This is a genomic window from Desulfonatronum sp. SC1 (assembly GCF_003046795.1).
In the GTDB taxonomy this organism is placed as follows: Bacteria; Desulfobacterota; Desulfovibrionia; order Desulfovibrionales; family Desulfonatronaceae; genus Desulfonatronum.
The window spans coordinates 105,471-120,227 of record NZ_PZKN01000005.1 but is presented as its reverse complement, the minus strand read 5'-3'; the positions used below and the strand labels follow the sequence as shown (position 1 = coordinate 120,227).

Annotated in this window: 10 protein-coding genes and 1 riboswitch; of the genes, 6 read left to right on the top strand and 4 right to left on the bottom strand. The window is 56.8% G+C overall.

What is annotated here, in order from left to right; genetic code table 11:
- Positions 1-51 precede the first annotated feature (51 nt).
- The 5 genes from C6366_RS04335 (at position 52) to pstB (ending at position 8,179) form a co-directional block, all read left to right on the top strand.
- Positions 52-1,854 carry an ATP-binding protein gene (locus tag C6366_RS04335; RefSeq protein WP_107736119.1) on the top strand — a complete coding sequence of 601 codons (1,803 nt, stop codon included), beginning with the start codon at positions 52-54 and terminating at the stop codon, positions 1,852-1,854.
- 156 nt (positions 1,855-2,010) lie between these two features.
- Positions 2,011-2,973, top strand: a complete 963-nt coding sequence (locus C6366_RS04330; RefSeq protein WP_107736118.1) for a PstS family phosphate ABC transporter substrate-binding protein — start codon at positions 2,011-2,013, stop codon at positions 2,971-2,973.
- 126 nt (positions 2,974-3,099) lie between these two features.
- Positions 3,100-5,406 carry an ABC transporter permease subunit gene (locus C6366_RS04325; protein ID WP_199221424.1) on the top strand — a complete coding sequence of 769 codons (2,307 nt, stop codon included), beginning with the start codon at positions 3,100-3,102 and terminating at the stop codon, positions 5,404-5,406.
- 176 nt (positions 5,407-5,582) lie between these two features.
- Positions 5,583-7,253 (top strand): phosphate ABC transporter permease PstA, encoded by a 1,671-nt coding sequence (gene pstA / locus C6366_RS04320; RefSeq protein ID WP_107736117.1) that lies wholly within the window; start codon positions 5,583-5,585, stop codon positions 7,251-7,253.
- A 155-nt stretch (positions 7,254-7,408) separates the two neighbouring features.
- The gene (gene pstB, locus C6366_RS04315; protein WP_199221426.1) at positions 7,409-8,179 is read left to right on the top strand and encodes a phosphate ABC transporter ATP-binding protein PstB; all 771 of its coding nucleotides are present in this window, start codon (positions 7,409-7,411) and stop codon (positions 8,177-8,179) included.
- Positions 8,180-8,192: 13 nt separating this feature from the next.
- Here the strand turns inward: pstB and C6366_RS04310 are convergent, their stop codons facing one another.
- A complete protein-coding gene (locus tag C6366_RS04310) occupies positions 8,193-8,603 on the bottom strand; it encodes a type II toxin-antitoxin system VapC family toxin (RefSeq protein WP_107736115.1) in 411 nt (136 codons plus the stop codon).
- On the bottom strand, positions 8,600-8,854 hold the full coding sequence (locus C6366_RS04305; protein ID WP_107736114.1) for an antitoxin: 255 nt from the start codon (positions 8,852-8,854) through the stop codon (positions 8,600-8,602). The genes C6366_RS04310 and C6366_RS04305 overlap by 4 nt, the downstream gene beginning before the upstream one ends.
- Positions 8,855-9,105: 251 nt before the next feature.
- Positions 9,106-9,210, top strand: a riboswitch (cyclic di-GMP riboswitch).
- Between C6366_RS04305 and C6366_RS20550 the strand changes: the two genes are divergently transcribed.
- Positions 9,171-9,833: a type IV pilin protein gene (locus C6366_RS20550; protein WP_304481804.1), complete on the top strand. Its 663-nt coding sequence runs from the start codon at positions 9,171-9,173 to the stop codon at positions 9,831-9,833. It overlaps the preceding riboswitch by 40 nt.
- A 733-nt stretch (positions 9,834-10,566) precedes the next feature.
- Here the strand turns inward: C6366_RS20550 and C6366_RS04295 are convergent.
- Both C6366_RS04295 and C6366_RS04290 read right to left on the bottom strand, forming a co-directional pair.
- Positions 10,567-10,971, bottom strand: a complete 405-nt coding sequence (locus C6366_RS04295) for a type IV pilin protein (protein ID WP_107736164.1) — start codon at positions 10,969-10,971, stop codon at positions 10,567-10,569.
- A 32-nt stretch (positions 10,972-11,003) separates the two neighbouring features.
- Entirely contained in the window at positions 11,004-14,753 is a 3,750-nt protein-coding gene (locus tag C6366_RS04290) for a pilus assembly protein (protein WP_158269637.1), read from the bottom strand.
- Positions 14,754-14,757: the final 4 nt, after the last annotated feature.

The following is a 14,757-nucleotide window of genomic DNA, read 5'->3' as shown; positions in this document are numbered from 1 at the left end:
ATGTGACCGGTGTTTTTCTCCATTAATCCCTTACGGAATACGAGACCATCCATGCCAGCAACGTCTTTACGCCTGCGGATCATGCTCTGGATCTGGGGCCTGCTTTTGGCGATCTTCATCCCCATGTACGTTTTTCTGGCCCATTCCGTGCGAACGGAGCTTGTGAGTCACGGCCAGGAGCGGGCATTGAAACTGCTTGACGCCACCTGTTGGACTTTTGCCCAGCAGGCATTCCCCGCCGGGGAGCACGACATTCGGACATGGCTCGCGGACCTGGGCGGTCGCTTGGGAGTCCGCATGACCTACACCCTCAACGGGAGGGTCGCCGCGGACAGTCATGTCAGCGATGTCCGCCTTCCGCAGGTGGAGGATCACTCGATGCGTCCGGAAATCATCCAGGCCGTCAGCGGCCGGGTGGGCATGGATATTCGCAAAAGCGCCACTATTGGCCGGGACTTGATCTATGTTGCCAGGAAATGTCCCGTGGCCGACACTGGGGAAAGCGACGCGGTGCTCCGCCTGGCGCTGCCCATGTCCAACCTTTACGAGCAGGTGGATATCCTGAAGAAGCGTTTTTTTCTCATTCTTGGGGCCTGTCTGCTGATCTCGCTGCTATTGAGCTTCTGGTTTTCCAAAAGTCTGCTCTCCTCCATCAAGAAACTGGTGCAACTGGTTTCCGACGTGGGTGCCGGCGCCTATGACCGACGGCTGTATGTTCCCCGGACCAGTGAATTTCATCCCCTGACCGAGGCCGTGAACACGATGGCGCGGGACATTTCCAGCCAGATCAACGTGGTTCAGGAACAGAAGACCCGGTTGGAGGCGCTGTTCAATGGCTTGAGCGAAGCCGTGATCGCCGTGGACCGGGACGGCCGGATCATCTCCGTCAATCCCGCCTTTCGGCGTTTTTTCCCGAAGATCCAGAGCGTCGAAGACAAGACATTGCTTGAGGCGACCTTGGAACCGGACCTGGCCGCGGCCCTGGAGCGTACCCTGCGAGATAGCCCGGAGCAGTCCGAACGCCTGCTTCTGCATCGACCCGGCGGAGCCGAGCTGGAGGCCAGAATCAATACATACAGGGATCCATCCGGAAACCTTCAGGCCGTGGTGGTCATTCAGGATGTCAGCCTGCCCCGGCGGATGGAAAAAATCCGTCGCGATTTCGTGGCCAACGTGTCCCATGAAATGCGCACCCCGCTGACATCCATCAAGGGCTACACCGAAACCTTGCTCGGCGAGAGCCCCCCGGACCCGGAAACCACCCGCTCGTTTCTGCGGATCATTCATCGCAATGCGGAGCACATGGCCGCGATGGTCACGGACCTGCTGAAACTGGCCAAGCTCGAAGCCGAAGCACCGGCGGAAATTCTGGAAACCATAGCTGCCGAACGCTCATTGGAGATGGCCCTGGAAATCTGCACGCCCATGGCCGAGGACAAGGCAATCCAGTATGTCAATCATCTCGAGGGCTGCTCCGGAATCATGGTTCTGGGGGATATGTCTCGCGTGGCCCAGGTATTTCAGAATATTCTGGAAAACGCCATCCGGCACAGCCCGAAGCGAGGCACGATCACGATCACCTGCGCCCCGGAGGGCGAATACCTTGTCTTTGGGGTTCGGGATCAGGGGCCGGGCATTCCGCGTGAGCACCAGGAGCGCCTTTTCGAGCGCTTCTATCGCCAGGACTCCGCCCGCGGCGAAGGCAACGGCGGGACCGGCCTGGGTCTGGCGATCTGCAAGCACATCATCCGGCACCACGGAGGCAGAATCTGGCTTGAAAGCACTCCCGGCAAGGGGGCGACGTTCTTCTTCACGTTGAAGATCGCCCGGCAAGGGGCCAAGGCAACTGTTTGAGAAGGCGATCTTCCCGGAACGCCTCAAAAAAGTCATCTTCTCGTCATACTGCTGTAACAATTCCTTCCTATGTTCACGGGCATGGACAATGGCCTTGGACGGTTCGCCATGTCGGCGGGTCGAAATCGCCACAAATGAACAGGAGGAATCTCTTTTATGCGGAAGATCTTAGCAACAATCATGCTTTTTGGAATGTTGGCCGCGGGCAATGTGTCGGCCCAGGTTTCCGTGGACCCGGCCCTACCCGAGTACACCCCGGTTTCCGGTATTTCCGGCAACCTGTCCAGCATGGGCTCGGATACCCTGAACAACCTGATGACCCTTTGGGCTGAAGCTTTCCAGGGTTACTACCCCAACGTGAACATCCAGATCCAGGGCGCGGGATCGTCCACCGCGCCGCCGGCCCTGATCGAGGCCACGGCCAATTTCGGCCCCATGAGCCGGGAAATGCGGGCCACGGAAATCGAGCAGTTCGAGCAGCGCTTCGGATACCAGCCCGTCAAGGTGACCACGGCCGTGGACACCATCGCCGTGTATCTGAACAAGGACAACCCTCTGGATTGTCTTTCCATTCCCCAGATTGACGCCATCTTCTCCGCCACCCGCCGCTGCGGTCACGGCGAGGACATCACCCGCTGGGGGCAGGTCGGCCAGACCGGCGCCTGGGCCAACAGGGATTTCACCATCTACAGCCGTAACGCCGTGTCCGGCACGTACGGCTTCTTCAAGGACGTGGCCTTGTGCGGCGGCGACTACAAGCCGACCATCAACGAGCAGCCCGGCTCCGCCTCCGTGGTCCAGGGCGTGACCGAGTCCATAAACGGCATCGGCTATTCCGGTATCGGCTACATCACCTCCGGCGTGAAGGCCGCGTCCATCAACATGGGCGGAACCTGCTACGAACCCAACGCGGAAAACGCCGCCTCCGGCAACTACCCCCTGGCTCGCGGTTTGTTTCTGTATGTGAACAAGAATCCCACCGAGCCGTTGGCCCCTGTGGAGCGGGAATTCCTGCGTCTGGTGCTCTCCAAGCAGGGCCAGGAAGTGGTGGTCCGCGACGGGTACATCCCGCTGCCCGAAACCGTCGCCGCCCAGGTCCGCGCTCAAATCGGACTGTAGGCCGCCCCGAACCATCCGCTTGACGCCGCTCCATGCTCCGGCATGGGGCGGCTTTTTCTCTCTCGTGACGGATCGTCATCGGAACCTCCATTCGGCTTTCGCACCGTGTACAGGAAGCGACGCATCATGAAAAACGGCTCATCATCTTCCTCAAATTCCACGCATGACCTGGACAAGCTGTTCGGGGCCATGCCCGACGCCGCGGCCCGCGCCTCGTTGCGGAAATACCGGACGACCAAGGACGTTTCCGCCAAATATTTTATCAGTGCCAGTGGACTGGGCGTGGTTTTAGCTCTGGCTCTGATCTTCATCTTCTTGTTCATCGAACTGGTCCCGATTTTCGCTCCGGCCAAGATCGAGAAGAATACCGTGTACGTCGTCCCCGGAGGGCCGGAGGAGCACACGTTGTTGCTGGATATGGACCGGTACCAGGAAGTCGGTGTCCGGTATCGCGGCAACGGCGAGGTGTTTTTTTTCGAGATGGCCACCGGCAGGCCCATGGAGAAGGTCGTTCTTCCGATACCGGAAGGCGTGGAAATCCGTTCTTTCGGCCAGGGAGAACCGCGTTCCAATCTCGTGGTCTTGGGACTTTCGGACGGCACGGCCATCCTGGTCCGCCATGAGTTCGAGCTTGACTGGACCGACAACATCCGGACTGTTGTTCCCAAATTGACCTTTCCATTTGGCAACGATCCCGTCCCGGTGGATCCCATGCATCGTCCACTGCGCCACATTGCCGTGCAGCGGGCCGCCGCCGGGACGGCCGTGGCAACGGTGACGGATGATAACCGGGTACTCCTGGTTCAGCTCGCCACACGGACGTCCTTTCTGACCGGAGAGACCGTGGTCACCACCACCGAGCACGATCTCGGGTCTGCGCCGGGCAAGGTCGTGGATGTGCTGATCTCCTCGAACATGATCAATTTGTTTCTGGCCGACGCGCACGGCAAGCTGCATTATTACGACCTGCGTCAACCGTCTCAGGCCGGGCCGACACACAGTCTGGAGGTGGTTCCGGACGCATCCGTATCCATCACCACCGTGGACTTCCTGTTAGGCACGGTTTCCCTCATCGTCGGCCGGTCCGACGGGACCTTGAGCCAATATTTTCTGGTCCGGGACGAGCGGAACGAAAACTTCATCACGCACGTTCGGGATTTTGACCGCCATGCCGCCCCGATCACCACCCTGGCCACGGAGTACACCCGCAAGGGGTTTGCCGCCGCGGACGCCGCCGGGGTCGTGGGGCTGCACTATCCCACCTCTCAGCGGACCCTCCTCCTGAAGCCGGTGGCGGACTCGCCCATCCGGACCTTGGCCTTTTCCCCGACCAACGCGGCCCTGCTGGCCCTGGACGAGACCCAGAATCTGCACCTGTTGGATGTGGACAATCCGCACCCGGAATACTCGTTCAGCGCCTTGTGGCAAAAGGTCTGGTACGAGGGCCGGTCCGCACCGGACTATGTCTGGCAGTCTTCCTCGGCCTCGGATGAGTTCGAGTCCAAGTTCAGCCAGATGCCCCTGACCTTGGGCACGCTCAAGGCCTCGTTCTACGCCATGCTCATCGCCATGCCCTTGGCCGTGCTCGGTGCCATCTACGCGGCGTATTTCATGAGCCCCAAGCTGCGGGCCGTGGTCAAGCCGTCCATCGAGGTCATGGAGGCCCTGCCCACGGTCATTCTCGGCTTTCTGGCCGGCCTCTGGCTGGCCCCGTTCGTGGAGAGCAACCTGCCCGCCGTCTTTTCCATCGTGGTCTTCATGCCCCTGATGATGCTTCTGACCGCCTTTTTATGGAGCATGTTGCCGCATCGCGTCCGCCTGCTGGTCCCGGACGGCTGGGAAGCGGCCCTGCTTATCCCCATGCTTCTGGTTTTCGGCTGGGCCTGCGTCACCCTCAGTCCGCATATTGAAATCTGGTTTTTCGACGGCAGCGCCCGGCAATGGCTGACCGAAGTGGGCATCACCTACGACCAGCGCAACGCTCTCGTGGTTGGGCTGGCCATGGGCTTCGCGGTCATTCCGACCATTTTCTCCATAGCCGAGGACGCCATCTTCAACGTGCCCAAGCACCTGACCCAGGGCTCCCTGGCCCTGGGCGCCACGCCCTGGCAGACCGTGACCCGTGTGGTCCTGCTCACAGCGAGTCCGGGAATCTTTTCCGCCGTGATGATCGGCTTCGGTCGGGCCGTGGGCGAAACCATGATCGTGCTCATGGCCACGGGCAACAGTCCGGTGATGAACTTCAACATCTTCGAAGGCATGCGCACCCTCTCAGCGAACATCGCCGTGGAACTGCCGGAGACCGCGGTGGGCAGCACGCACTACCGGATTCTGTTCCTGGCAGCCCTGGTGCTCTTCGTGCTGACGTTCATCGTGAACACGGTCGCGGAAATCGTCCGGCAGCGGCTGCGTAAGAAATACAGTTCGCTCTAACTGAGTGTTGAAAAAGTCATTTTCCGGCAGTTCGTTCAAAAACCCCAAGTGCAAGGAGCAAAAAAAGTTCAAGGTCGAAGCGTATTTACTCATACGTGAGAGTTTGAATTTTTTGCGGCGACGCAGCAATTGGGGTTTTTTCAACGGACTGCTAAGCCAAACTTTAGGATGTCGGCATGAATACACGTCAATGGTTCAAAAGCGGTTCCCCGTGGATCTGGCTGACCGGGGGGATGATCAGCTTGAGCATGATCATGGTTTTCGGCTTGCTGACCTTGATCGCGGTGCGCGGATTGGGACACTTTTGGCCGGCCCCGGTGGTGGAGTTTGAGTACCATCCCGACCCGGAGACCACGGTGCGGATCCTTGGCAACCCGATGCGCTCCCAGAATGTAACCGGGCTGGTGCTGCGGGAATCCGGGCACCAGATTCCGGAGGACGTGGATCTGACCCAGCGATTCCTGATCAAGCAGGGCAACCGGGATCTGACCGGCCGGGATTTCATGTGGTACCCGGAGCCGCTGATCTCCGAGTGGACCACCCCCCGGGAGGCCATGGTCGTCGAGCGCCGGGAGTGGGGCGATTTCATCGGGTTTCTGCGTCAGGTCAAACAGGACGGCGTGGTGATCGCCGAAGGTTACGCGGGCAGGGAAAAGCTTTTGCCCCTCGTGGCCCGGGCCAACGAACTGGCCGGGGAAATCAACCATATCGAGCGCTACGAGATCGGCGGGTTGAATAGGCAACTTGAGCGGATTCGATTGGCTGAACGCGGCTTGGCCCGAAACGTGGAACTGGAACCGGCGGAGGTTCAGCGCCGAATGGCGGAATTACAGTCGGAGCAGGACGAACTGGATCGCCAGTACGAGGGGATCAACGCTCGTCGGCTGGGCCTGCTGGAACAGATGCGCCGGGATATTCTGGTGGCTGAGTCCATGGACGGCAGACAGGTGGAGATTCTTCTGGCCAACGTAGTTCATGTGCATTGGCCTAACGACATGTCCCTGGTTCAGAAAATAGGCCATTATGTGACCATGGTCTGGGGATTTCTGAGCGGCTTTCCTCGGGAAGCGAACACCGAGGGCGGGATTTTTCCGGCCATTTTCGGGACAGTGCTGATGGTCATCCTGATGTCCATCGTGGTCACGCCCATGGGCGTGCTGGCGGCGATCTATTTGCGGGAGTACGCCAAGCAGGGGCTCATAGTCCGCCTGGTGCGCATCTCGGTGAACAATCTGGCCGGGGTGCCGTCCATTGTCTTCGGTGTGTTCGGGCTGGCCTTTTTCGTCTACTTCGTGGGCGGGAACATGGACCGGATGTTCTACCAGGACGCCCTGCCCGCCCCGACTTTCGGCACGCCGGGGCTGGTATGGGCTTCCCTGACCCTGGCCCTGCTGACCCTGCCCGTGGTCATCGTGTCCACGGAGGAGGGCCTGGCTCGGATCCCCAGCACCATCCGCCACGGCTCCCTGGCCCTGGGCGCGACCAAGGCCGAAACCCTCTGGCGCACGGTCCTGCCCCTGTCCACCCCGGCGATGATGACCGGGCTGATTCTGGCCGTGGCCCGGGCCGCCGGGGAGGTCGCTCCGCTGATGCTGGTGGGCGTGGTCAAACTGGCCCCGAATCTGCCGGTTGACGGATATTTCCCGTACCTGCACCTGGAGCGCAAGTTCATGCACCTGGGCTTTCATATTTACGACGTGGGCTTCCAGAGCCCCAACGTGGAGGCCTCCAGGCCCCTGGTCTACGCCACGGCCCTGGTCCTGGTGCTGATTATCATCACCCTGAACCTCACGGCCATTACCATTCGCAACTATCTACGGGAGAAGTATCGCAGCGAAAGCGATTAGGCGCTGCGCTGAATGTCGAAACCAAGACGTCATTCAATCGATACACGATCGCAACCATCATTCCACGGATCCAAGATATGAGCACCCCGAACAGCACCTCATCAGCCACCCACGGCGTCATGTCCAATTTTTTCGCCGACTCTCCGAGACAGAAAATGGATTTCAGCAAGGAATCGTTCGCTCTGGAAGTGGAGAACCTTCAGCTTTTCTACGGCAAGGACCAGGCCCTGAAGGACATCTCCATGAAGATCCCCACCCGGCGGGTCACGGCGTTCATCGGCCCCAGCGGCTGCGGCAAGTCCACCTTGCTGCGCTGCTTCAACCGGATGAACGACCTGATCGACATCTGTCGCATTGAGGGCGGCATCAAGCTGGATGGGGAGAACATCTACGACCGGACCGTGGACGTGGCCGAGCTGCGGCGGCGGGTGGGCATGGTCTTCCAGAAGCCCAATCCGTTTCCCAAGTCCATCTATGAAAACGTGGCCTATGGCCTGCGGCTGCAAGGGGTCAACGACCGAAGAAAGCTGGATCAGGTGGTGGAATATGCCTTGCGCGGCGCGGCACTGTGGGACGAGGTCAAGGACCGGCTGCATGAAAATGCCTTCGGCCTGTCCGGCGGACAGCAGCAGCGCCTGGTCATCGCCCGGGCAGTGGCCATCGAGCCGGAGGTTATCCTCCTGGACGAACCCTGCTCGGCCTTGGACCCCATTTCCACGGCCAAGGTCGAGGATCTGATCTTCAAGCTCAAGGAAAAATACACGATCATCATCGTCACCCACAACATGCAGCAGGCCGCCCGGGTCTCGGACTACACGGCCTACATGTACCTGGGTAACCTGGTGGAATACATGGACACCATCACCCTCTTCACCCAGCCCAAGCAGAAGGCCACCGAGGACTACATCACCGGTCGCTTCGGGTAGGCTCGTCCCCGCCTTAAGGAAGCATGTCCGCTGGAGACCGGCAAAGCAGCAGGTTGCGGATGAAGGCAAAATGCCGGTCCAGGGTGAAGACGGGCCATCCGTGTCGCATGGCGGTTGCCGCGATCCACAGGTCGTTTGTCGGGATCGGCTTGCCGTCTTCGCGGAGTTGCCGATAAATCCGCGCATAGTGTTCCGTTGTTTCCGTGTCCACCGGAACGCAGGCAACGCGTGGTGATTTCAAAAAATTATTCAACTCCACGCGGTTGTCTTTTTCTCGATTGCCAAAATGAAATCCGGCCAGGAGTTCCGCTAGAATTATGACGCTGACCCGGATCGCTTCGGCTCTTCTGATGACTTCAACGGCTTCAGGGTGACCTCTTTTGAAGGCCGCGTAGGCGTTCGTGTCGATCAGGATGCATCTCATTGCCACATGCCCTCGTCAATCTGCCCGAAAGGCTCCGTGGCCTCGCGAAACGAATTCTCGTCCGCCTCGGTCCATGTGCCGGCCAGGTGGTCCAGGTCGTCATGAGGTGCCCCTTGATCCTGGCCAATTCCCAGGCCCTTCCTGACATATCCAAGAATTAAAGAATTGATGCTGGCCCCGGTACGATCGGCCTCGGCTTTGAGCATCTGCTTGGTATCCGTGTCAATTCCGCGAAGACTGATAGTCGTCATGATATCCTCCTCTGTACGTGTTGACATCATTGTATGACATCGCGATCCACTATTCAAGCATATAAGGAACATGCTCCGCTATGTTGCAGCTATTCTTGAGTGCGACGTTTTTTTCACCATCCACATGCTTAATCCGGATAGACGTAGACCCTCCTGAACCAATCATGTGCAGCATCAACCATTATTTCTTGCTTTCCCCCTTGACATTCTTTTATCCAAGGATGTATTTGCTAAACAAACTGAATGACGAAGTCCGCCAAGGGCAAACCATCCGAAAGGGTGGGACGCAAAGCCGACGGCCTACGTTTCGCCCGCTATGACCAAAGCGGGCGGGATAGGGCGGCAGGGTTGCCGGACAGAACGGGCAGACGCCAAATGGTTTTTGGCCAAGCCCGACAGGGTTAAGCAAAGGAAAAGCAGAAACGCAGCTCTCAGCCTTCTGTTTCAAGCCTTCAGCCCTCTGAAAAAGCCCACGCCAAAAGGACCGTCGTTCAGTGCTGGTGACAAGTCGTGGCGTCGTTCTGTTCATTGTTGGAACGAAATGGGCAAACTAATTAATTTTACCAAGGAGGGCATCATGCAAATGCCAAGAAAAGGTGAGAAAGGCTTTACGTTGATCGAATTGTTGATCGTTGTGGCGATCATCGGCCTTTTGGCAGCAATCGCAATTCCGCAGTTCGGCAAGTACAAGGCGAATTCAACGAGAAAAGCAGCCATGGCGTCAATTAAACAATGTGTAACTGAAATGGCAGCAGCTTATGCAGCTGGCGATGATAACGCTACCCTTCAATCATTAGGTATTGACAATACTGATTCTGATTGGTTTAAAAATTGTATCGTTGCAGATACTACTTTTAGAGTCGAATTTGATTCACAAGAAGGTTTGATATTGCCTGTAAACGCAACGTTTACGGCAAGTAATGTGCCAATGGTTTGCTCAGTGTCAGACCCAGGAGTTGTGGATTGTGTTGAGCCATAACTGAATTTTTGTGTTTTTATATTCTTAGGGGGCTTAGGCCCCCTTTTTTTGTGCGCCCAGCAGGGCGCACACACTTGGAGGTGCAAGTCTTCTACGGCTTGGCAAGGGAACCGATAACCGGACGGTAACGATGTCCACCGCGAGGTGGAATCTGACAGGAGTTTAGCGGATTAAACGTCATTTTTCCGACAAACGCATGCTATTTCAGTGTGTTAGGCCGAAAATATCTGTAAGGCCCCACTGTTCACTCCGTAGTCCATGGCCTTCATTATCTGGGCCTGGACTTCGTTTGGTTCCTCAAGCTTACGTATCGCCTTCCGTGCGCCGGCATTCCAACAAAGACATGAATGGAGTGTTCGCACCTGTTGCATTGTCGTGGCTGCTCTAGACTACTTACGACGCTTACTACTTTCTGGCTGGAGCAAGGGGACGGCGTGGCCAATCCTCATCATGAGCCGTTTTTCAAGCTGATCCGATTTTTTTCACGTAGTCACGGACATGCCCAACGGCGACCTCGGCTTTTGGTTTTCCATTTTCCTGGTGCCCCTAATGGTTTTCCCCTTGGCTTTCCTGGCCTGGAGGGATGGGCTGGTTTTGCTCTACTGCCGACGATTTTGGCTCGCGTTCTTGGGTCGAGTAAACAAGAACAAGCAACTGGAGCAATCCGGTTGTTTTCGACTGCGGCGTGATTGGGACGATATTTATGTGGCTCTCTTCCGCGGAATTTGTGTTGTTACCAACAGTTGGCAGGTGTTTTTTGTCCCAGTTGATTGATTTCCATGACCTGGCATTGAGTGTCGCTGGCTTGCTTGCCCTGGGCCGTAGCCCGGATGGTGAAGGCAGTGGCATTGGTGGACTGTGAAAAACTCAGGGTGTAATAACCACTGTCTGATGTTTCTTGAACGGTGTATCTTGTGTTGACTGTATTATCTCCGATTATAGCATTTTCAAATGTATAGTTGTTGATAAAATACCGCTCCATGGCCTGGGCAGCTACTGTCAATGCAGTTTTTCCATCCGCTCGGCGGGCGTTGGTAACGTATTTTGTGTAGCTTGGTATGGCGATGGCCGCCAAAATGCCAAGAATTGCAACAACAACAATAACCTCGACGAGAGAAAAACCATTTATTTTCAACATAATGTATAATTCCGATTAGGCCAGGGATTGGCCTATCGTAACTGTCGCCAGGATTGTCTTCCTGACACTTCACTCCCTTTTTCCTTTATTGATTCAATATCTCCACTTGATCCGCCGAAAAATTTATACTCCACGTCAACAGCTGAAATAATTGCCGGTGTTTTGATAATGCCAACTGAAGACTGCAAGCCACTGACCGGAACGCTTACTTCTTTTCCGTCTATGACGATGGTCACGTAATCGGCCTGGTTGAACTGACCATCGGAATTCAAATCAAAAACTGAATAACTCAAGCGCCCACCTGTTTGGCTGTCCAGTTCCATCAGCCAACTGGTCCCGCCAAATTCACAGGGATCCTCCGACGGAATCAGGGTCGTGAAGATAATCCGCCCGGAACGGGCCAAGGCCGCACTGACCACCCGCTCTCCCTGCAGGCCGAGCTTCGGAGAGACCAAGTCGAGATACCAGCCCCGTTTATCGGTATAGTCTACAGGGTTGTCCGTCACTACCCGCACGGGCCAGGAAACGGTTTCGGCATCCGGCGTTTCGAACTCCTCGATCCCTTCATGGATGATCTCTTGTTCCACCAGGAGGAAGTCGGCATCATTCCTGTCGAAGTTCGTGATCCTCGAACCATTGTCAAGAATGCCGTAGAAGCTCTGAATGGGGGGATCATTTCCCACGATGTGGTCCCCCACCTCGAAATACTTGCCCGTGCCGAACAATATGATGTGATCAGCACCGCGCCGGATGATTTCCATGGGCGCCGTGATGGGTTGCACCTGGCCCGCGGCGTTGCGCGCAGTGAAAAGCGGAGCGGGTGTAGAACCCGTTTTGGGATACGCTGATTTCCATTGAGCAATTGATGATTTATGGGATAAATCAAACTTCCAAAGGTTGCCTTTGAGGTCTCCGGCATAGGCATAATCAATAGTACGGTAAGCATCCGGCAGCAGGGCCGGAGTGGCCAAGCCGTTGTCACCGCCTGCCTGTGTGTCGATCATTTTGATCAAGGCCCGAGTTGAGGCGTTCACGATAAACAGCTTGGCGCTCAGATTCATTCCGAAGCCGTTGCCGAAGATCACGGCCCAGTCCCCAGTCTGCATCCGGGCGATAACGGGCTGGCCAATGGTGTACCCCAAATCGGCATGGGTGAATTCCCAGAGGACCTTAGTTTCGTCAAAGAGGTCCGGGTTGGTCACGTCCAGGGCAAAAACGGACCGGCCTCCGGCGCCCGTGGTGCCGACCAGGATGGTCCTCCATTGTCCGTCAATGTAGGCATCCCCGACAAAAGGGGAGCCGTCCACATAATATTTGTGGGTATAGTCGGGGTCAGTCAAGCTGGCCAGCCTGGGAAAAACGTCCTTGGGAATAAAGGCGAACTGCTCTTGGCCTGTTTCCGCGTCAAACGCGTGCAGCATGCCGTCGTTGGCACCGACATAGAGCATCTTGCGGCGATTATCCCTGGACCACTCCCGGAACGCGAGATATGAGTCTTGTCCGGGAACATCCACGGGCAGTCGTTCATATCCGAAATTCGCCGTTCCGACAAAATTCGGATCCGAGTTGACAATATCCCCAAGAAGCACGGAACGGTTGCGAAATGGCCCGTTGTTTTTTCTTTCAAGGCTGACGTCACCGCGTAACCAGTTCAGGCGTTGCTTGCCTTCGGCCTCACTCCCACCGGCTTGGAGATCTTCCCGTTGATCAGCATGCAGGCTGGACCATTTGTCTTCCGTAAATTCAATACCGGAGGTTCCGTTCCAGGTGTAGATCTTTCGGGCTGAATGGTTGGGGGGGAACGTTCCTGTATCGTCGGTATCCCAAACCACATCGCCCACGGAGCCGTCCGGATTCACCTGGTAGGCTACGATCTGGCCGCTCCAGTCGTCACTGTTGAACTTGGCCTGGTAGATCAGGGTTTCCGTGCCCAGGCGGGTGGTGTTGGTGGCAATTGAAGCCCCTGAGGAGGTGCGCCGGATGACATCCAGAAAGGAAGCGGAGAGCCCCTCCACCAGCTTCGCGGGATTGGTGGCCAGAACATAGTTGTCCGGCTCGCCGTCGCCCACGGTGTCCCACTCTTCAACCAGATCAGGAATACCGTTGTCGTTCTTGTCGATGAACCCCCCGTACTTGCCCACCAGCCAAAGCATATTCATCTCTCCGACAAGGGGGTTGGCCTGGAACTCCTGGGTGTCGATCATGAACGTCGACACGGTTTGCTTGTTCGGCAAATCCGGCCTCATGTCCTGAGTGTTGGCGTAAAAGGCGAGACCGGCGATATAGTAGGAGTTTTGCTTGGGGCCATAAGGATAGGTGCCGGCCACCTCTCCCAGGCCAGGGATGAGTTTTTCATTACTTGCATTCCAGTCACAGTTGTTCGCGGTGCAGCCGATTTTTCTATAGGTGTTGTTGATGCCCTGGATTTCACCGACCTTGTTGGTCCATTCCCGCACATTGATCGGATAATCGCCGGCATTGCTTGGTTCACCCCAGTCCTGAGATCCGGCGTTCAAGGAAATATTGCCGAAATTCTGGCTCGTGAAAAACGTCCCCGGCAGTCTCTTGTCGTACCACGGGTTGGCGTCATTGACCCCGACGATGAAGCATCGCTGGCACCAGTTGATGTACGGGTCCTCCCAGTCGGTGATCACGGGAAACGCGCCCTTTTGATTGTTGTTCGTTATATTGAAATACTCCGGCGTTGGAGCAAGATTCTGCAGGTAACGCAGGCTTTCATAATAGAGTTCGCTGATGGGGTCGTGATTCTTGTAGCCGTAGCGGCTGTGCATGTTGATGTAGTTTATTATCCCGCTGTGGCTGACTCCTCCGGTGCCGGCAAGCCCTTCGGGATCGTTGATGAGAATGCCGTCTGTTCCGTACTCCTTTTTCGTGTTGTCCGTCCCGTCCGGCAGGACCGGCCCGACAAACTTCATGTTGGAGCGCAGCACGCCGCCATGCCTGCTGGTGCTGTTGTCCAGAATATAACTGGTCACGGCGAAACGCATTCTCTTGGCGTTGCGCTGGATCAAGCCTTCGGGTTTGTAATGGCTGCCGTATCTCTGGCAGTTGGTTTCCAGTCCCAGGGTGGAGTCGCAGACCTGGACCCTGACATTGTATGTGCCCAGGCCAAGGTTGGTGCCGGCCCTGGTCGTGCCGAAGGTGACCCTGGGCAGAAAAGTATCTCCCGTACCGGTATCCGTATTGTTGACGTAGACATTGGTCACATTCCAGGGCATGATTGTAGAAGGTGCCACATTCCGGGTGGAGTTGACCAGCTTGTGCGGGAACCAGGAATCATTGTTGTACTTGCGGGCGCGCTGCACCACTGTAATGCTCTCGGTATCCTGAACGCGATCTCCTCCGGTCATGGTCCAGACAAAAGCATCGTTGGCGGTCATGGTCGCCCAGTTCAGGAAATTGCCGCTGAACAACCCGCTGCATTGGTGGCTGGCATTGGTACTCCCGGCGGGGATGAAGTACTCGTCACCGTACGTGTAGCACTTTTTCGGATCAAAAAGGCCGATGTATTCCTGCGTCGGGAAATAGCACACGCCGTAGGTGTTGCCTCCGGATGCCCAGCGTCCGGTACACCCTGTCGCGGCATCCGCGTGATCTGGATATGCGGCCCCGCCCACGGGTGTTTCAATGGACAGGTTGAAAAGCACATTGGGTTCGGCTCCGGCTACAAGGAACAAGGGCATGTCGGACACCGCCGCATGTACGGATGTCGCGCAAAATAAACAGGCCAGAAACAATATGGAACAAATGGTTTTTTTCATGCCC

Coding starts and splice junctions, on each gene's coding strand:
- C6366_RS04335 (WP_107736119.1), top strand. CDS start 52: ATGCCAGCAACGTCTTTACGCCTGCGGATCATGCTCTGGATCTGGGGC.
- C6366_RS04330 (WP_107736118.1), top strand. CDS start 2,011: ATGCGGAAGATCTTAGCAACAATCATGCTTTTTGGAATGTTGGCCGCG.
- C6366_RS04325 (WP_199221424.1), top strand. CDS start 3,100: ATGAAAAACGGCTCATCATCTTCCTCAAATTCCACGCATGACCTGGAC.
- pstA (WP_107736117.1), top strand. CDS start 5,583: ATGAATACACGTCAATGGTTCAAAAGCGGTTCCCCGTGGATCTGGCTG.
- pstB (WP_199221426.1), top strand. CDS start 7,409: ATGGATTTCAGCAAGGAATCGTTCGCTCTGGAAGTGGAGAACCTTCAG.
- C6366_RS04310 (WP_107736115.1), bottom strand. CDS start 8,603: ATGAGATGCATCCTGATCGACACGAACGCCTACGCGGCCTTCAAAAGA.
- C6366_RS04305 (WP_107736114.1), bottom strand. CDS start 8,854: ATGACGACTATCAGTCTTCGCGGAATTGACACGGATACCAAGCAGATG.
- C6366_RS20550 (WP_304481804.1), top strand. CDS start 9,171: ATGACCAAAGCGGGCGGGATAGGGCGGCAGGGTTGCCGGACAGAACGG.
- C6366_RS04295 (WP_107736164.1), bottom strand. CDS start 10,971: ATGTTGAAAATAAATGGTTTTTCTCTCGTCGAGGTTATTGTTGTTGTT.
- C6366_RS04290 (WP_158269637.1), bottom strand. CDS start 14,753: ATGAAAAAAACCATTTGTTCCATATTGTTTCTGGCCTGTTTATTTTGC.